The following is an 18,801-nucleotide window of genomic DNA, read 5'->3' as shown; positions in this document are numbered from 1 at the left end:
TCCGCATCGGCTCTCACGGGTTACCTACGCTCAGGCGACCAAGAATGTCTGGGTTGACCTGTTGGTTCGGTCTATCACCAGAGGGCTGCTCAGTTTCCTGAAAGGCTTCCTGAAATGCCCGTGCGCTGGCTTGCTCCGGGGGAGTGGTGAGGCTTCTTCACCGCCGTCTATGTCCATGCTTTTCCGCCGAGGTGCTTGTGCGGCGGCCCGTGAATGGTAGAGTTAGTTCGTCGCGATTTGATCGTGACGGGTGATTCGTTCACCATGTGCTCCATGGCGGAGACCCCAAGCCCCGCCCCGAGCACATTACCGCAGCAATGCGTTCCCCCAAGTTGCATTGCTGCACAGGTAGGCTCCTCCCTTCCGCTATCCCCCAAGTTGCGGAACCCGAGGGGCCTACCGCTTTTAACGATGAGTTCCGTGAGGGGTAACGCGGAACACCTCTAACCGATTTGTTCCGTCGCTGGCGCACTGCTAGGATTGTGAATACCGAAGACCGTCGGTCGAGAATTGCTGCTTATGCGGTGAGACTCTGAAAGTCCCACAAAGGACGACCTGCGCAGGTGAACGAAGTGAATTTCTCGCAAATATTTGCGTGCTTTCCGCCCCGTGCATCTGCATGGGGCGTTTTTTATGTCAGTACTCCTGGCCGGGCTGGATCGACTGGTTATCAGATCTATACCCCGGAAGGAGTGTTATGGCAACGCCGACTAAGGTTTCCGCAGTAGAGGAAATCACCGCCGACTTCAAGGAGTCGACCGCCGCTGTCCTGACCGAATACCGTGGGCTTACTGTTGCGCAGCTCAAGCAGCTTCGCCGTTCACTTGGTGCAGATACCAAGTACGCGGTTGTGAAGAACACCTTGACTGGTCTCGCAGCAAAGGAAGCCGGCATCGAAGCATTCGAAGGCCAGCTTGCTGGCCCGACTGCAATCGCCTTTATTAAGGGCGACGCAGTTGCTGCCGCTAAGAGCCTCACGGATTTCGCTAAGGACAACAAGCAGCTCATCATCAAGACCGGTTACTTCGAGGGCAAGGCCCTTGACGCAACCGAGGTTGCCGCCCTGGCTGCCCTTGAATCGCGTGAGTTCCAGCTGGCACGTGTTGCCGGTGTGCTGCAGGCTCCGGCATCCGCCGCTGTCCGCACCATCGAAGCACTGCGCGTCAAGCTCGAAGAAGCAAACGGTGGCGCTGCTGAAGCACCTGCCGAGGCCGAGGCACCTGCTGCCGAAGCCGCCACCGAAGAAGCCTAAGCTTTCTTCAAACCCTCACTCAAGTAACTTGCGGCACGTAAGTGCCGCCGACGGAAAGGCTGCCCATCATGGCTAAGCTGTCCACCGAAGAGCTCTTGGAAGCCTTCAAGGAAATGACCATCATCGAACTCTCTGAGTTCGTAAAGACCTTCGAGGAGACCTTCGAGGTCTCCGCAGCTGCTGTTGCAGTTGCCGGCCCGGCCGCTGGTGCCGCTGAAGCCGAAGAGCAGACTGAATTCGACGTTATCCTCGAAGCAGCCGGCGACAAGAAGATCGCAGTTATCAAGGAAGTTCGCGCCCTGACTTCGTTGGGTCTGAAGGAAGCCAAGGAGGTCGTTGATTCGGCTCCTAAGGCTGTCCTGGAAGGCGCCACCAAGGAAGCCGCAGAGAAGGCAAAGGAAGCCCTCGAGGCTGCCGGCGCTACCGTTACTGTCAAGTAACTCTTCGCTTCTTAGCCGCTGGCCCGCAAAACCGTTTGGTTTTGCGGGCCAGCGGTCTTTAACTTTAATTTCAATCTTATGATTCGCTGTGTGTTTCATGACTTAACGCCTCTCGACTGAACTTATCCAATGTTCCTTGCTATCGTTGATAACAGATAGATAACGAATGCGAACATGGTTAGGGGTCAACGCATGGCGGGAAATGGCACGGCGGTACTTGCCTCCGTACTTGAAACCGACCGGATCGCCAACCCGGTAGATCACCCAGTTGTCGCCAAGAAGGCGCCGCGGCTGGGGCTACTTGATGCGTTACGCTTTGCAGCAGCCTTATTGGTGCTCCTTTTCCACTACACCGCATGGCACCATGGATATTGGGGGACCCCCGAGGCCAAGGATGCATGGCCGGTGCTATCGCGAATCAGCGTGTATGGGAACATGGGCGTCCAGCTCTTCTTCATTATCAGCGGATTCGTCATCCTGCTCTCCGCCTATGGCAAGGGCGCCGGAAAATTTGTGGGATCCCGTATCGGACGTCTATATCCTGCCTATTGGGTAGCGGTGTTGGCCACTGGATATCTGGTAATAGTCATGTGGCCGCAGGTGGGTGCGGGGCTAGGGGTGAAAGAACTACTGGCCAACCTGACCATGTTCCACCCAGCTATGGAGCTGCGACATATTGACGGCGTCTACTGGACGCTCTGGGTGGAAATGCGTTTCTACCTGCTAATTCTCGTTCTTATGGTTTTGCGCCTGTTGACCATTCGTGGGATCACGATTCTTGCCGCTACCTGGTCCGTCCTTGGACTGGCTGCCCATCTCGGCGGTAATACCCAGGTCGCAACGAACCTGATGAGTGACTATGCGCCGCTGTTTTGCGGAGGAATCCTGATCTTCCTCATTCACCGTTTTGGGCACAGTCTTCTTCGCTGGTCCCTGCTGGTCATGAACGTCGGCATCGCCGCCTATTTCACTGGATTGAAGGGCCCCGCAGAGGCCATGGAACTGGTTGGATACGCCATTCCTGTCTGGAACTACTGGGTCATTGTGGTGGGGTTGTTCACCGTCATCGCACTTCTGACCCTGAGCCCACTACGAAATATCCAGTGGAAGTTTCTGGCGCTCTTGGGCTCCCTTACCTACCCCGTTTACCTCCTGCATCAGGTGTGGGGCTGGTGGCTGATTGACCATTTGAATCCGGTACTCGGAAAGTACGTCACGCTCCCGCTGGTGATCGCTACGGTATTTGCCGCCGCGTACCTAGTTCAACGCTTCATCGAACGTCCACTGGCTAAACCACTTGCAACGGCCACCACCAACGCGCTGAGCCGTATTGGTTCGAAAATCAGGGATCTGAAGAAGTCTAACGAGCCGGTTCTGGGTCGCTAATATCTGCCACGGTTGCCTTCAGTGCGCGGATCAACTTCGTTGAATCCACGAAGGCTGATTGGCCATGGGCTCCGGCGCCGAGGCAGATTTGACCGCTGTCGATGCCTAGATCTGCATAAACGGGCCATGGCGTTGTTGAGCCCAGGGGCGTGATGGTGCCTCGTTCATACCCTGTGGCCGCGTAAGCGACGTCGGCGGGCGGCAGGGACAACTTATTGACCCCCAGCAGCGCGCGAAGTTTGGGCCATGAGATCACGCGGTCACCGGGAATCAGGACAAAGAGAAAACTGCCGTCCTTGTGTTTTACGACCAAGGATTTCACAATCTTTTCGGGAAGAATGCCCAATGCAGCCGCAGCCTCCGCGAGACTCGATGCCTGGCCCCGAGTCACCACCTCGATGTCAAGACCGCGCTGTGCGGCATCGAGTTTCATGCGTTCGAGCCCTGGCGGCAATATGATGTCCATGGCGATTAGGCCCCGAATCTCACGTGCGAAATACCGTAAGCATTGTGAACATTGGTGCCTACTGCGGCGTGGACCCGTAATGGGTGGAGTGGCCGTGAATTTCGTGCACGAATTCCGATAGCGGGAGATAGGGCATCTCTAGATGCATGAGCAATCACCGTGTTGTCTTTGGCTAAGTTCACGTTCAGAAACTCACTTTCTGGGAACACTCGAGGTTAAGCTGAGTGTTTCTAGGCTAGTGCCTCTGGTTTGCACCAACACCCCCACCATCTTGCGCGTGATGTAAATCTCAGCAAAAACCGGGCCTGGGCTGCTGGGTTGCATGCCGGACGGTAGACATGGTAGGTCCGATGGTGTAACGTTGAGATTTGCGTCTTCTCTTTTCATCTCCGGCCTTCATATAGCGGTAGGCCTGCTCAGCGGTGCTGTGAACAGTGAAACTCTTCGCAGAGAGACGACGCCGGAAACCTGACGGTCTGTGGAAGGATCCATCTTGGTCGCCTCGAGCACCTCTAACAACCAAACCGCTAGTTCGGCCCGCACCGCGGAATATGCTGGCCGACTTTCTTTTGCAAAGATTCACGAACCACTGGATGTTCCAAACCTCTTGGCGCTGCAGACCGAGAGCTTTGATTGGCTCATCGGCAATGAGCGCTGGAAGAACCGTCTGGCCTACGCCCAGACCATTGGTGACACCAGTGTAGCCAGCACTTCGGGCCTTGCCGAGATCTTTGAAGAGATCTCCCCCATTGAAGACTTCCAGGAGACTATGTCCCTGAGCTTCTCTGAGCCTGAATTTGCTGACCCGAAGTACACCATGGCCGAGTGCAAGGACCGCGACGCTACGTACGCGGCTCCGTTGTACGTTAAGGCCGAGTTCATGAACAACAACACGGGCGAAATCAAGCAGCAGACCGTGTTCATGGGCGACTTCCCGCTGATGACCGACAAGGGCACCTTCATCATCAACGGCACCGAGCGTGTCGTGGTGTCCCAGCTCGTTCGTTCCCCGGGCGCTTACTTCGAACGCACCCCAGACAAGACCAGTGACAAGGACATCTTCACCGCGAAGATCATCCCGTCGCGTGGTGCTTGGTTTGAACTCGAAATCGACAAGCGTGATCAGGTCGGCGTTCGCCTTGACCGTAAGCGCAAGCAGTCGGTTACGGTTCTGCTCAAGGCTCTTGGCTGGACCGAAGGTCGTATCCTCGAGGAGTTCGGACAGTACGACTCGATCCGCGCCACCCTTGAGAAGGACACCACCGATACCCAGGAAGAAGCCCTCCTGGATATCTACCGCAAGCTTCGCCCGGGCGAGCCGCCGACGGTCGATGCTGCTCAGGCGTTGCTCAAGAACCTCTACTTCGAGGCCAAGCGCTACGACCTGGCAAAGGTTGGTCGTTACAAGATCAACCGCAAGCTCGGTGTTGACACCCCGCTGAACAGCCCCGATGCATCGGTCCTGAACATCGACGACATTGTCGCGATGATCAAGTTCCTCGTCGCGCTGCACGCCGGCGAGAAGACCACCCCGGGTATCCGCGACGGCAAGCCTGTCGCTTTGACCGTGAGTGTCGATGACATCGACCACTTCGGCAACCGTCGCATCCGCGCCGTTGGCGAATTGATCGAGAACCAGGTCCGTACGGGTCTTTCCCGCATGGAGCGTGTTGTGCGTGAACGCATGACCACCCAGGACGTCGAGGCCATCACTCCGCAGACGCTGATCAACATCCGTCCGGTTGTTGCAGCGATCAAGGAGTTCTTCGGTACCTCCCAGCTCTCGCAGTTCATGGACCAGAACAACCCGCTCGCCGGTCTGACGCACAAGCGTCGTCTTTCCGCGCTGGGCCCGGGTGGTCTGTCCCGTGACCGTGCAGGCATGGAAGTTCGAGACGTTCACCCGTCCCACTACGGACGTATGTGCCCGATTGAAACCCCCGAAGGCCCGAACATTGGTCTGATCGGTTCGTTGGCTACCTACGGTCGCATCAACGCCTTCGGCTTCATCGAAACTCCGTACCGCCAGGTCGTTGATGGTCGGGTCACCGGTCAGATCGATTACCTGACAGCTGATGACGAGCTTGACCACTTCATCGCACAGGCCAACGCGCCGTTGAGCGAAGACGGTCACTTCATCGAAGACGGCGTACTCGTTCGTGAAAAGGGTGGTGGCGGCGAGCCCGTCATCGTTGAGCCCAACGAGATCGCCTACATGGACGTTTCCCCGCGCCAGATGGTGTCTGTGGCAACCGCCCTGATTCCGTTCCTCGAGCACGACGATGCTAACCGCGCACTTATGGGTGCCAACATGCAGCGTCAGGCTGTGCCGTTGCTGGCCTCCGAGTCCCCATTCGTGGGTACCGGTATGGAGAAGTTCGCGGCCGTTGACGCCGGCGACTCGGTTATCGCATCCACCGGAGGCGTTGTCTCCGAGGTGTCGGCTGACCTCGTCACCGTCATGAACGATGATGGCACCGAATCGGCCTACCCGATCATGAAGTTTGCACGCTCTAACCAGGGCAACGCATACAACCAGCGCGTGATGGTTTCCGAAGGCGACCGAGTTGACTACAACTCGATCATCGCCGACGGTCCCTCCACCGACAAGGGCGAGCTCGCCCTGGGTAAGAACCTGCTGGTTGCCTTCATGTCATGGCAGGGTCACAACTTCGAGGATGCGATCATCCTCTCCCAGCGCATGGTCTCCGACGATGTGCTGACCTCGATTCACATCGAAGAGCACGAAGTTGATGCCCGCGACACCAAGCTTGGTGCCGAGGAAATCACCCGCGACATCCCGAACGTCTCCGAAGAGATCCTGGCGCAGCTCGACGAGCGCGGCATCATCCACATCGGTGCCGAGGTTGAAGCTGGCGACATCCTCGTTGGCCGAGTCACGCCTAAGGGCGAGACCGAGCTGACTCCGGAAGAGCGCCTGCTGCGCGCCATCTTCGGTGAGAAGTCCCGCGAAGTGCGCGACACCTCCTTGAAGGTGCCGCACGGCGAGTCCGGCGTGGTCATTGGTGTTCGCATCTTCGACCGCGACAACGACGATGACCTGCCTCCGGGCGTGAACCAGCTGGTTCGCGTTTACGTGGCTCAGAAGCGCAAGATCACCAATGGTGACAAGCTCGCTGGCCGTCACGGTAACAAGGGCGTCATTTCCAAGATCCTGCCGATCGAAGATATGCCGTTCCTGGAAGATGGAACTCCGGTTGACATCGTCCTGAACCCCTTGGGTGTTCCGGGTCGAATGAACGTCGGCCAGGTTCTGGAAATCCACCTCGGTTGGGCAGCCAAGCAGGGTTGGAAGATCGAGGGCGAACCGGCTTGGGTGAAGAACCTGCCGGATCTGCCGCGCGAATCTCCTTCCACGCTGGTCTCCTCCCCGGTATTCGATGGCGCGTCGGAAGACGAAGTCCGCGGCCTGTTGGATCACACCAACGTGACCCGCGACGGCGTTCGTCTGATCGGCAACTCCGGTAAGGCTCGTCTGTATGACGGCCGCTCCGGTCAGCCCTTCCCGGATCCGGTATCCGTTGGTTACATGTACATCTTGAAGCTTCACCACCTGGTGGACGACAAGATCCACGCACGCTCGACCGGTCCGTACTCCATGATCACGCAGCAGCCGCTGGGTGGTAAGGCACAGTTCGGTGGCCAGCGCTTTGGTGAGATGGAAGTGTGGGCCCTGGAGGCCTACGGTGCCGCTTACACCTTGCAGGAACTGCTCACGATTAAGTCGGATGATATTCACGGTCGCGTGAAGGTCTACGAAGCAATCGTTAAGGGCGAGAACATCCCGGAACCTGGCGTTCCGGAATCGTTCAAGGTTCTGATCAAGGAAATGCAGTCGTTGTGCTTGAACGTCGAGGTCCTCGGAACCGACGGGCAGACCATCGAAATGCGAGACTCGGACGAAGAAGTCTTCCGGGCAGCGGAAGAACTCGGTATCGACCTTTCCCGGTCTGAACCGAACTCCGTCGAAGAGGTTTAGTTCCAATAGGTGCCTTGTGGTTGGGGGAGCGGTGCCGGTGGCAACACCAGCGCAGCGCTCCTTCGACCGCCAAGACACGATTGCGGAGCTGGATATCTTCCAGACCCACGGTGAGCGTTGAACCTACGGGTTCAACGAACACCTCACCAATTTAGACTTCAGAGAACTTAGAAGAGAGATAAGGACCATATGTCCAGCGAATCCTCATTCGGACTCATGCGCATCGGCCTGGCAACAGCGGAAGAGATCCGCGGGTGGAGCTACGGCGAGGTAAAGAAGCCCGAAACCATCAACTACCGCACCCTAAAGCCGGAAAAGGACGGTCTTTTCTGCGAAAAGATCTTCGGTCCGACTCGTGACTGGGAATGTAACTGCGGCAAGTACAAGCGCGTGCGTTTCAAGGGCATCATTTGCGAACGCTGTGGCGTCGAAGTTACCCGTGCCAAGGTGCGCCGCGAACGCATGGGCCACATCGAGCTTGCCGCTCCCGTGACCCACATCTGGTACTTCAAGGGCGTTCCCTCGCGCTTGGGCTACCTGCTTGACCTGGCACCGAAGGATCTTGAAAAGATCATTTACTTCGCTGCCTACATGGTCACTTCCGTTGATGAAGAGCGCCGTCACGCCGAACTGCCGAACCTCCAGGCCCAGCACGATCTGGAACGCAAGCAGCTCGTTGACACCCGCGACTCCGACATTGCCGCGATTGCCCGTGAACTCGAGGACCAGCTTGCTGCCCTCGAAGCCGCGGGTGCCAAGGCAGCGGAAAAGAAGAAGACCCGCGACTTGGCCGATAAGACGATGGCTCAGGTGCGTAAGCGCGCCGACGCCGACATCGAACGCCTCGACCAGGTCTGGGACCGCTTCAAGAACCTCAAGGTCGCTGACCTTGAGGGAGACGAAGGCCTGTTCCGTTCGCTGCGCGAACGTTACGGACTGTACTTCGAGGGCTCCATGGGCGCCGAAGCCATCAAGAAGCGCCTTCAGGGCTTCGACATGGAAGCAGAAGCCGAGATCCTGCGCGACATCATTGAGAACGGTAAGGGCCAGCGCAAGACGCGTGCCCTGAAGCGCCTCAAGGTTGTTAACGCGTTCTTGACCACGACCAACTCCCCGTTGGGCATGGTCTTGGATGCCGTTCCAGTGATCCCGCCGGAACTGCGCCCGATGGTTCAGCTCGACGGTGGCCGCTTTGCGACCTCCGACCTCAACGACCTGTACCGTCGCGTCATCAACCGCAACAACCGCCTCAAGCGCTTGTTGGACCTGGGCGCGCCGGAAATCATCGTGAACAACGAAAAGCGCATGCTGCAGGAAGCTGTTGACTCGCTCTTCGATAACGGTCGTCGTGGCCGTCCGGTAACCGGTCCGGGTAACCGTCCGTTGAAGTCCCTGAGCGACATGCTCAAGGGCAAGCAGGGACGATTCCGCCAGAACCTCCTCGGCAAGCGTGTTGACTACTCGGGCCGTTCGGTCATCGTGGTTGGCCCGCAGCTGAAGCTGCACCAGTGTGGTCTGCCTAAGCAGATGGCTCTGGAGCTCTTCAAGCCGTTCGTGATGAAGCGCTTGGTTGACCTCAACCACGCACAGAACATCAAGAGCGCTAAGCGCATGGTCGAGCGTTACCGCCCGCAGGTTTGGGATGTTCTCGAAGAGATCATCACCGAGCACCCCGTGTTGCTTAACCGTGCACCTACCCTGCACCGTTTGGGCATCCAGGCGTTCGAACCTCAGCTGGTTGAAGGTAAGGCCCTTCAGCTGCACCCGTTGGTTTGTGCCGCTTTCAACGCTGACTTCGACGGTGACCAGATGGCAGTTCACCTGCCGCTGAGCCCCGAAGCTCAGGCCGAAGCGCGAATCTTGATGCTCTCGAGCAACAACATTCTGAAGCCTTCGGATGGTCGCCCGGTTGCTCTGCCTTCACAGGATATGATCATCGGTCTGCACCACTTGACCACCAAGCGTCTGGACGAGACGGGCGCCGGTCGTGCGTTCACCACTCCGTCCGAGGCTTTCATGGCCATGGATCGCGGAGAACTCCACCTGAACGCACCGGTTAAGATCCGCGTCTCGGGCTTTGTCCCGTCCGAGGATCAGCCGGCACCGGAAGGTTGGGTAGCGGGCGAAGAAGCTATCATCCCGACGTCGCTCGGACAGGTGCTCTTCAACGACACCCTTCCGGCCGATTACCCGTGGGTTGAGCGCGTTGCCGGCAAGGATGCTCTCTCTGAGATCGTCAACGACTTGGCAGAGCGCTACCCGAAGGTTGTTACGGCGGCAACGCTGGATAACCTGAAGGATGCGGGCTTCAAGTGGGCGACCTTCTCGGGCGTCACCGTTGCCATCTCCGACATCACCTCGAACATGGACAAGGCTTCAATCCTTGCTCCGTACGAGGAGAAGGCACGTCGTGTGCAGTCGCAGTTCGACAAGGGCCTGATCGCCGACACCGAGCGTCGTCAGGACCTTATCGATATCTGGACCAAGGCCACCGATGAGGTAGCCGAGGCCATGAAGAACGGCATGGAAGAGCTGAACACCATTAACCGAATGGTGACCTCAAAGGCTCGTGGTAACTGGCTGCAGCTGCGCCAGATTGCCGGTATCCGTGGTCTGGTGTCTAACCCTAAGGGTGAGATCATCCCGCGTCCGATCAAGTCTTCCTACCGTGAAGGCTTGTCCGTTCTCGAGTACTTCATCGCGACTCACGGTGCCCGTAAGGGCCTGGCTGATACCGCGCTGAAGACCGCCAACTCGGGTTACTTGACCCGTCGTCTGGTGGACGTCTCGCAGGATGTCATCGTTCGCGAACAGGACTGTGGTACCAACCGCGGTCTGACCGTGCCGATTGCTTACACCGACGAAATCGGTACCGTGCGTATGCACGAAACCGTTGAGAACTCGGCGTACACCCGGACCTTGGCCACTGACGTGACCGATGCTTCGGGCACCGTGTTGGCAGAGGGCGGTTCCGACGTGGGCGACGTGCTCATCGACGAACTGTTCGCAGCCGGCGTCACCGAGATCAAGGTTCGCTCCGTGCTGACCTGTGAATCGGCCGTTGGAACCTGTGCACTTTGCTACGGTCGTTCCTTGGCCAGCGGCAAGACCGTTGACATCGGTGAGGCAGTGGGCATTATTGCCGCACAGTCCATTGGTGAGCCCGGTACCCAGCTGACCATGCGTACCTTCCACACCGGTGGTGCTGCTTCCGCGGAAGATATCACCCAGGGTCTGCCCCGTATCCAGGAGCTCTTCGAGGCACGTACACCTAAGGGTGTTGCCCCGATCTCCGAGGTTGCGGGTCGTGTCACGATCGAGGACAGCGAAAAGCAGCTCCGCATCGTGATCACCCCGGACAACGGTGACGAAGAAATCGCTTACCCGATTCTGCGTCGTGCACGTCTGTTGGTTGTTGAGGGCGAGTCCGTCATCGTTGGCCAGCAGTTGGTCGCCGGTGCAATTGACCCGAAGCAGGTACTGCGAGTTCTTGGCCCGCGAGAGGCACAGAAGTTCCTCGTCCGCGAAGTCCAGGAAGTGTACCAATCCCAGGGTGTTGGCATCCACGATAAGCACGTGGAAGTCATCGTTCGCCAGATGCTTCGCCGCATCACCGTCATCGAGTCGGGCGAAACCGACTTGCTGCCGGGCGAGCTTGCTGACAAGGCACGCTTCCAGTCGGCCAACCGCAAGGCTGTTTCCGAAGGTAAGCGTCCGGCTTCCGGTCGTGACGAATTGATGGGTATTACCAAGGCTTCCTTGGCTACCGATTCATGGCTCTCGGCTGCTTCCTTCCAGGAGACCACGCGTGTCCTGACTCAGGCTGCAATGGAAGGCAAGTCCGATCCATTGCTCGGCCTGAAGGAAAACGTGATCATCGGTAAGTTGATCCCGGCCGGTACCGGCTTGGACCGCTACACCCAGGTAAACGTGGAACCGACCGAGGCAGCGAAGGCTTCGCTGTTCACCGGTCAGTCCGCCTTCTCCACCGGCATGGACTACGAAGGTTTGGAGCCGGGCCTCAGCCCGGAATTCCACGCCATCGCCATGGATGACTACGATCTCGGCAACGATTTCCGCTAAGGCGTAATTCTTCTCCCCGGCTTGACCGGGGAGAAGACCGCGTAACAAGATCGGCCCGTGCAGCGTCTCGCAACCTCGAAAGGGGAATGGGGGAACGCAGCACGGGCCGATCTTTTTTGTGCTCGAAATGTGGTCGCTGCTTACGGAAGACCCGAACACACAGTGAGAACCAAAAATCCAACACCCCTGTCTACGGACAATCACTTACTGATACCGGGTGATTGCTCATCTATTGGATCGCTCGAACGTAGAGTCGCCGTTGATATCAGAGGGGCACCATTGCCCATGATTTCCAGGCGTTCGCGGCACATAGAGGCTTAAGGTTCTAGTAGATATGTTGTCTAGTTGAGGTCCGCAAGGAGGCGATGGTCCGTTGCCTTAGGGCTCCTGGACGGAGTCACTTTGAGGGTGAAAGAACCAATTGCGCCTGAGTCGTTGTTCGGGGTCAACGGCCTTGTTTTGTAGAACATAAGGGATCGACTTGAGGACAACAATCTTGAAGTGTCCGGCGTGGAAGGACGCGTGGCAGATCGGACACAAGAGGGCCCCATTGGACAAATCTGTCTCACCGCCGAGGTACCACGGTTGGATATGGTTCGCTTCGCAACGGTGTGCGGCCATGGTGCAACCTGGGTTGATGCATCCGCGGTCCCGCAGTGCCATGGCCCGACGTTGCGCCCGACTGAAGAAACGCTGGGTTCGGCCTAGATCCAAGGGCTGCGATTCGGTGCCGAGTACCGCGGGCAGAACGTTGGCGACGCACGCCAGCCGTCGAGCGTAGGCAGCAGACACCAGATGTCCGTGATTGGAGATTCCCGGATCGTTGAGCTTTCCAATCAGCGAATCCCACGAAATCGTGACGATCAAATCGATATTGGGTTTCATGGGGAGATTTTCCGTGGGATATGGATCTTGGTTCATGGTGCAACGAATGGCGTCAAAGAATGCCTGAAGTAGGTTCCTGGCCTTGGATCGCGATTGAGCCGCAGCCAAAGTCTCACCGGGAAGCATCGGGATCTGGGTACCTTGAATATCGGCCGGTGGCACCTGACCCAGATCAGAGAACTCGGCACGGGGTCGCTCATCCATCGGCATATCTGGGCTGACTGCCCAAGCTGGGATAATAGTCGGTTCGGGGGAGAGCTGTGGGGAACCGTCCATCCCCAAAAGCGCCGGTTGCCCGAGTGCTTCTGGGGCTTCGGGTACGCTTCCGAATTTGGACCGCGGGTTACTCAGCTCGTCAGAGAGTGTTGTGAGTAATTCATGACCGGATGTCCCGGTGCATAGTTCCCAGATGAACCCGTGGGGTCGTTTGCCTTTGAACTCGAGGCCAAAATGGTCCTCCATTTGTTTCTCGGAGCGTTCGAGGGCAGTGCCGTCTAGCTGTGAAGAAATGAGCTTGAGTAGCTGACCGGTACCGCTCTGATTCCGTGATGTCAGGGACTCGGCCACCTGCTTTTCAATGCGTTCCGCTGCTGTGGCAGGGTCCGGCTGGGCATCAATGCCCGGTTGCAGGGCTAGGAGCCGCCGTGCGGTACCTGCGGCTTCCAACGGATCGGCCGTGCCGTCGTTGAATACCCTTCCGAGTTCCTTATAACGAGGGGAAATGGGTGCCCCGTTAAAGCCTGTGTGTGGGAGCAGGAGGTCTCGGGTGAGAAGTCGATGCTTGGCCGCCATATAGGAGAGGTGCAGGCGATCTTTGAGTAGATCGGTGGAATCTCGGAAAAGCATTTTTGTGCCCGGGGAGTGGTAATGGTCCGTGGGCAGAATCGACGCGCCGCCGATGAAATCTTCGAGATGGTTATGGAGCTCAATAAGTTCGCTCAGAGGTTCCTGGGCCATGGTGTGAGCATTGGTTTCGTCTACCTTGCCGGCGGCCACAATTTGAGCGCGTCCAGTGGTTCTTGATAGGTCTTCGGTCAGCATTGCCAGAAGCAGCGACCGTACGGCCGAACTTCCAAGTTGGGCGGCGATGTCATCAACAAGCCGCTTGAGTACTGGATTCAGTAGGGCAAGCAGACGCAGCTTGTCGTCCACAGGTACCTCGGAGATAGACTCATCCGGGCTCTCTATGGACGGTGCCAAGACGTGCTGCAATTCAGCCAGTCCGGCGGTGGTGAGTGCCGCCATGGAATTCATAAACCCAGCATGACCCCGTAGAGGACTTTGCCGATTGGCATGCCGCGGGATGGTGGATAACTTTTGACGCAGGAGAACTGCCCAGAAGGTGAGCCACGTATGAACTCGTGCCGAATGATGCGCGGCGCAAGAGGAAAAATTAAGTGACCTGCCCTGCATCAACGAACAGCACTCATCGCCGAATGCAGGTAAAAGTGCCCGAATCCCGGTAAATCTCGTGGAGTCGTTCGCGAGATGGCGGCAAGGTGCGAATGCACGTGGAGGCCGGGGCCGCCACCCCGTCCGGTTCCGTGCCTACGGCGTGCTAAACTAGTGGTAATTGTTTTTCATGTGTGGCAAATGGACACGGTCCGGGTTGCGGGTAGGTTGCGCAACAGATGCCACACTTTCGCACGCCTAGAGCATTTTCGTTCCGGTGTTCGGTAAAGCAAGCAGCTAGCTCCATAATCTGGAACTTTAGAGTCTGATTATGGTGCCGACAAACTTAGACAATGGAAGGACACGAAAGTGCCTACTATTCAGCAGCTGGTCCGTAAGGGCCGCTCGCCGAAGGTCAAAAAGACCAAGGCCCCAGCCCTTAAGGGCAACCCGATGCGTCGTGGCGTTTGCACCCGTGTGTACACCACGACCCCGAAGAAGCCTAACTCCGCACTTCGTAAGGTCGCACGTGTGCGTCTTGCCGGTGGCGTTGAAGTTACCGCTTACATTCCTGGTGTTGGTCACAACCTTCAGGAACACTCCATCGTGCTCGTTCGCGGTGGTCGTGTGAAGGACCTTCCGGGTGTGCGCTACAAGATCGTACGTGGTGCCCTCGATACCCAGGGTGTGAAGAACCGTAAGCAAGCTCGCTCGCGCTACGGTGCCAAGAAGGAAGGTAAGTAATGCCTCGTAAGGGTCCGGCGCCCGCGCGCCCACTCGTCTCGGATCCGGTACACGGTTCCCCGCTTGTTACCCAGCTGATCAATAAGGTTTTGGTCGATGGTAAGAAGTCCACAGCCGAGCGTATCGTTTACGGTGCACTCGCAGGTGTTGCAGCCAAGAACGCTGCTGACCCGGTTGTTACCTTGAAGAAGGCCATGGATAACATCCGCCCGGCCCTCGAAGTTCGTTCCCGCCGTGTTGGTGGCGCAACGTACCAGGTTCCCGTTGAGGTCAAGCCCGGTCGTTCGACCGCTCTTGCACTTCGCTGGCTCGTTGGTTACTCGAAGGCTCGCCGCGAGAAGACCATGATCGAGCGTCTCATGAACGAGATCCTCGACGCTTCCAACGGTCTTGGCGCTGCTGTAAAGCGTCGCGAAGATACCCACAAGATGGCAGAGTCCAACAAGGCCTTCGCCCACTACCGCTGGTAAAAAGCGTTCTGTTTCGCTGGTGGAATTGATCTTTGATCGGTTCCACCAGCGTTTCGGGCATCACCGACTTAGGGAGACATTGTGGCACAGGAAGTGCTTACCGACCTTAATAAGGTCCGCAATATCGGCATCATGGCTCACATCGACGCCGGTAAGACCACTACTACGGAACGCATCCTGTTCTACACGGGTGTGAACCACAAGCTCGGCGAGACGCACGATGGTGCCTCGACGACTGACTGGATGGAGCAGGAAAAGGAGCGCGGCATTACTATCACGTCTGCCGCCGTGACCTGCTTCTGGAACAAAAACCAGATCAACATCATTGACACCCCGGGCCACGTTGACTTCACAGTCGAGGTTGAGCGCTCACTGCGCGTCCTCGATGGTGCCGTTGCCGTGTTCGATGGCAAGGAAGGCGTGGAGCCGCAGTCTGAGACTGTTTGGCGCCAGGCTGACAAGTACAACGTTCCGCGTATCTGCTTCGTCAACAAGATGGACAAGATGGGTGCAGACTTCTACTTCACCGTCGACACCATCATCAAGCGCCTTGGTGCTAAGCCGTTGGTTATGCAGCTTCCGATCGGTTCCGAGTCCGACTTCGTCGGCGTCGTTGATCTGCTCACCATGAAGGCACTCGTTTGGGAAGGCGACGCCAAGGGCGACGTCACCATGGGTGCAGCATACGAAACTCGCGAAATTCCGGCAGACATGCTGGAAAAGGCCGAGGAATACCGCGCCAAGCTGGTTGAGGACGTTGCCGAGGGCTCTGACGAGCTCATGGAGAAGTTCCTCGAAGGCGAAGAGATCAGCGTTGCTGAGCTCAAGGCCGGAATTCGTAAGATGGTTGTTAACTCCGAGATCTACCCGGTCTTCTGTGGTTCTGCTTTCAAGAACCGTGGCGTTCAGCCGATGCTGGATGCTGTTATCGACTTCCTGCCGAATCCTATGGATGTTGGCGCGACGATCGGTACCGATCCGAAGAACGAAGAGATCGAGATCCGCCGCGAGCCGAACGAGACTGAGCCGTTCTCGGCTCTGGCCTTCAAGATCGCGACTCACCCGTTCTTCGGTCAGTTGAACTTCATCCGCGTGTACTCCGGTAAGGCAACTCCGGGTACTCAGCTGCTGAACTCGACGAAGCAGAAGAAAGAACGTATTGGCAAGCTCTTCCAGATGCACGCCAATAAGGAAATGCCAGTAGACGAGGTCCACGCCGGCCACATCTACGCAGTGATCGGCCTCAAGGACACCACCACCGGTGATACCTTGTGCGATCCGGCAAACCCGATCGTTCTTGAGTCGATGTCCTTCCCTGATCCCGTGATCTTCGTGGCCATTGAGCCCAAGACCAAGGGTGATCAGGAGAAGCTGTCAACGGCTATCCAGAAGCTTTCTGCCGAGGACCCGACGTTCACCGTCTCCCTCAACGAAGACACTGGCCAGACCGAAATTGGCGGCATGGGCGAGCTTCACCTGGATATCCTGGTGGACCGCATGCGTCGCGAATTCCGCGTTGAAGCTAACGTTGGCAAGCCGCAGGTTGCATACCGCGAAACCATCAAGAAGTCTGTGGAGAAGGTTGACTTCACCCACAAGAAGCAGACCGGTGGTTCGGGTCAGTTCGCAAAGGTCCAGGTCTCGTTCGAGCCCTTGGAAGTTGTTGACGGTGTCATCTACGAATTCAAGAACAGCGTTACCGGTGGCCGTATTCCTCGCGAATACATCCCGTCGATTGACGCTGGTATCCAGGACGCCATGCAGTTCGGTATCCTGGCCGGCTACCCGATGGTTGGCGTGAAGGCTATCCTCCTTGATGGTGCCTACCACGACGTTGACTCCTCGGAAATGGCATTCAAGATTGCTGGTTCACAGGTGTTCAAGGAAGGCGCACGCCGCGCCCAGCCGATCATTCTTGAGCCGGTTATGGATGTCGAAGTCCGTACTCCTGAGGAGTACATGGGCGATGTCATTGGTGACTTGAACTCCCGCCGTGGTTCCATCGCTTCGATGGAAGACGCTGCAGGCGTGAAGGTTATTCGTGCAACGGTTCCGCTGTCTGAAATGTTCGGTTACATTGGTGACCTGCGTTCGAAGACTCAGGGCCGTGCCGTGTACTCGATGACGTTCTCCAGCTACTCCGAGGTCCCGAAGGCAGTTGCCGACGAGATCATCCAGAAGTCCCGCGGCGAGTAATCTCGTTTAGGACCAAAAATTGGCCGTGAACCCGATTCTCGGGTGAGCGGCCGCAGGCTGGGGCCGGTGCGAAGAAATTCAATCCGGCCCCGCCAGGCCAGCTAACGGATCCTTTGCCGGAACCCGCAGCTAACCATGATTTTAACATTTCACTAAGCCCCCAGTAGACTTGTACAAGTTTCGTCCGCGAACCGTGTGGACGAGGTACGTCTTCTGTAATCGTTTCTAGGAGGAACCTGTGGCAAAGGCAAAGTTCGAGCGGAACAAGCCGCACGTCAACATCGGCACCATCGGTCACGTTGACCACGGTAAGACCACGTTGACGGCCGCCATTTCGAAGGTGCTTGCTGACAAGTACCCGGATTTGAACGAGCAGCGCGACTTCTCGCAGATTGACTCTGCACCGGAAGAGCGCCAGCGCGGCATTACCATCAACATCTCTCACGTCGAGTACCAGACCGAGAAGCGCCACTACGCGCACGTTGATGCACCGGGTCACGCTGACTACATCAAGAACATGATCACCGGCGCTGCACAGATGGACGGTGCAATCCTCGTGGTTGCCGCCACTGACGGCCCGATGGCTCAGACCCGCGAGCACGTTCTGCTCGCCCGCCAGGTTGGCGTTCCCTACCTGCTGGTCGCACTGAACAAGTCCGACATGGTTGACGACGAAGAGCTTCTTGACCTTGTGGAAATGGAAGTTCGCGAACTTCTTTCCTCGCAGGGCTTCGACGGCGACGAGGCACCTGTTGTCCGCGTTTCCGGCCTGAAGGCACTCGAAGGCGACCCGGTTTGGGTCAAGACCATCGAAGAGCTCATGGAAGCCGTGGATAACCACGTTCCGGATCCGATCCGCGACAAGGACAAGCCGTTCTTGATGCCGGTTGAAGATGTCTTCACCATCACCGGTCGTGGCACCGTTGTTACGGGCCGCGCCGAGCGTGGAACCCTGAAGATCAACTCGGAAATCGAAATTGTTGGTATCCGCCCGGTCCAGAAGACCACGGTTACCGGTATCGAGATGTTCCACAAGCAGCTCGACGAGGCATGGGCCGGCGAGAACTGTGGTCTGCTTCTTCGCGGCATCAAGCGCGAAGACGTAGAGCGTGGCCAGGTCATCGTGAAGCCGGGTTCCATTACCCCGCACACCGACTTTGAGGCTAACGTCTACATCCTGTCCAAGGATGAAGGCGGACGTCACAACCCGTTCTACTCGAACTACCGCCCGCAGTTCTACTTCCGCACCACGGACGTTACCGGCGTTATCACCCTGCCGGAAGGCACGGAAATGGTTATGCCTGGCGACAACACCGAAATGTCTGTCGTGCTGATCCAGCCGATCGCCATGGAAGAGGGCCTCGGCTTCGCAATTCGCGAAGGCGGCCGCACCGTTGGTTCAGGCAAGGTCACCAAGATCACCGCGTAAGTTTACTTCGCTGATCTTGGCCTAACAGCCTAGAGAAGGCCCTTGTTGCATCGTTTCG

The 18,801-nt window shown here is 57.5% G+C and carries 11 protein-coding genes; 9 read left to right on the top strand and 2 right to left on the bottom strand.

What is annotated here, in order from left to right; genetic code table 11:
• Positions 1–697: 697 nt before the first annotated feature.
• From rplJ to KUF55_RS12395, 3 genes are all read left to right on the top strand, one after another.
• A complete protein-coding gene (gene rplJ, locus KUF55_RS12405; RefSeq protein WP_132358706.1) occupies positions 698–1,252 on the top strand; it encodes a 50S ribosomal protein L10 in 555 nt (184 codons plus the stop codon).
• Positions 1,253–1,320: 68 nt separating this feature from the next.
• Entirely contained in the window at positions 1,321–1,692 is a 372-nt protein-coding gene (rplL, locus tag KUF55_RS12400; protein WP_132358704.1) for a 50S ribosomal protein L7/L12, read from the top strand.
• A 192-nt stretch (positions 1,693–1,884) separates the two neighbouring features.
• Positions 1,885–3,078, top strand: coding sequence for an acyltransferase (locus tag KUF55_RS12395; RefSeq protein WP_218816804.1), 1,194 nt, complete (start codon positions 1,885–1,887; stop codon positions 3,076–3,078).
• Here the strand turns inward: KUF55_RS12395 and KUF55_RS12390 are convergent.
• Positions 3,053–3,511, bottom strand: a complete 459-nt coding sequence (locus KUF55_RS12390; RefSeq protein ID WP_255557018.1) for an aminoacyl-tRNA deacylase — start codon at positions 3,509–3,511, stop codon at positions 3,053–3,055. The two genes, KUF55_RS12395 and KUF55_RS12390, sit on opposite strands and share 26 nt — an antisense overlap.
• Before the next feature lie 526 nt (positions 3,512–4,037).
• On the opposite strand from KUF55_RS12390, the gene rpoB reads away from it, so the two are divergent.
• Together rpoB and KUF55_RS12380 are read left to right on the top strand one after the other, a co-directional pair.
• On the top strand, positions 4,038–7,544 hold the full coding sequence (gene rpoB, locus KUF55_RS12385) for a DNA-directed RNA polymerase subunit beta (protein ID WP_218816802.1): 3,507 nt from the start codon (positions 4,038–4,040) through the stop codon (positions 7,542–7,544).
• 189 nt (positions 7,545–7,733) lie between these two features.
• Positions 7,734–11,627: a DNA-directed RNA polymerase subunit beta' gene (locus KUF55_RS12380; protein ID WP_132358698.1), complete on the top strand. Its 3,894-nt coding sequence runs from the start codon at positions 7,734–7,736 to the stop codon at positions 11,625–11,627.
• Positions 11,628–12,005: 378 nt separating this feature from the next.
• On the opposite strand, the gene KUF55_RS12375 is transcribed toward KUF55_RS12380, so the two are convergent.
• Positions 12,006–13,757 carry an HNH endonuclease signature motif containing protein gene (locus tag KUF55_RS12375; protein ID WP_218816801.1) on the bottom strand — a complete coding sequence of 584 codons (1,752 nt, stop codon included), beginning with the start codon at positions 13,755–13,757 and terminating at the stop codon, positions 12,006–12,008.
• A gap of 516 nt (positions 13,758–14,273) precedes the next feature.
• Between KUF55_RS12375 and rpsL the strand changes: the two genes are divergently transcribed.
• The 4 genes from rpsL to tuf all read left to right on the top strand — a co-directional run bounded on the left by rpsL (position 14,274) and on the right by tuf (position 18,743).
• On the top strand, positions 14,274–14,648 hold the full coding sequence (gene rpsL / locus KUF55_RS12370; RefSeq protein WP_068731493.1) for a 30S ribosomal protein S12: 375 nt from the start codon (positions 14,274–14,276) through the stop codon (positions 14,646–14,648).
• A complete protein-coding gene (rpsG, locus tag KUF55_RS12365; RefSeq protein ID WP_132358694.1) occupies positions 14,648–15,118 on the top strand; it encodes a 30S ribosomal protein S7 in 471 nt (156 codons plus the stop codon). Before rpsL ends, rpsG begins: the two co-directional genes overlap by 1 nt.
• A gap of 81 nt (positions 15,119–15,199) precedes the next feature.
• Complete coding sequence (gene fusA, locus KUF55_RS12360) at positions 15,200–17,314, top strand: elongation factor G (protein WP_132358692.1); 2,115 nt, start codon at positions 15,200–15,202, stop codon at positions 17,312–17,314.
• Between the two features lie 238 nt (positions 17,315–17,552).
• Entirely contained in the window at positions 17,553–18,743 is a 1,191-nt protein-coding gene (gene tuf, locus KUF55_RS12355; protein ID WP_132358690.1) for an elongation factor Tu, read from the top strand.
• The last annotated feature ends 58 nt before the right edge of the window (positions 18,744–18,801 follow it).

Origin of the sequence: Paeniglutamicibacter sp. Y32M11, from assembly GCF_019285735.1 — a bacterium.
GTDB lineage: Bacteria > Actinomycetota > Actinomycetes > Actinomycetales > Micrococcaceae > Paeniglutamicibacter.
This window is presented reverse-complemented; position numbering and strand designations above follow the sequence as displayed.

What these genes read in the sequence shown, in the direction of transcription:
- KUF55_RS12390 (WP_255557018.1), bottom strand. Translation starts at nt 3,511, where the DNA reads ATGAAACTCGATGCCGCACAGCGCGGTCTTGACATCGAGGTGGTGACT.
- KUF55_RS12375 (WP_218816801.1), bottom strand. Translation starts at nt 13,757, where the DNA reads ATGGCGGCACTCACCACCGCCGGACTGGCTGAATTGCAGCACGTCTTG.
- rplJ (WP_132358706.1), top strand. Translation starts at nt 698, where the DNA reads ATGGCAACGCCGACTAAGGTTTCCGCAGTAGAGGAAATCACCGCCGAC.
- KUF55_RS12395 (WP_218816804.1), top strand. Translation starts at nt 1,885, where the DNA reads ATGGCGGGAAATGGCACGGCGGTACTTGCCTCCGTACTTGAAACCGAC.
- rplL (WP_132358704.1), top strand. Translation starts at nt 1,321, where the DNA reads ATGGCTAAGCTGTCCACCGAAGAGCTCTTGGAAGCCTTCAAGGAAATG.
- rpsG (WP_132358694.1), top strand. Translation starts at nt 14,648, where the DNA reads ATGCCTCGTAAGGGTCCGGCGCCCGCGCGCCCACTCGTCTCGGATCCG.
- KUF55_RS12380 (WP_132358698.1), top strand. Translation starts at nt 7,734, where the DNA reads ATGTCCAGCGAATCCTCATTCGGACTCATGCGCATCGGCCTGGCAACA.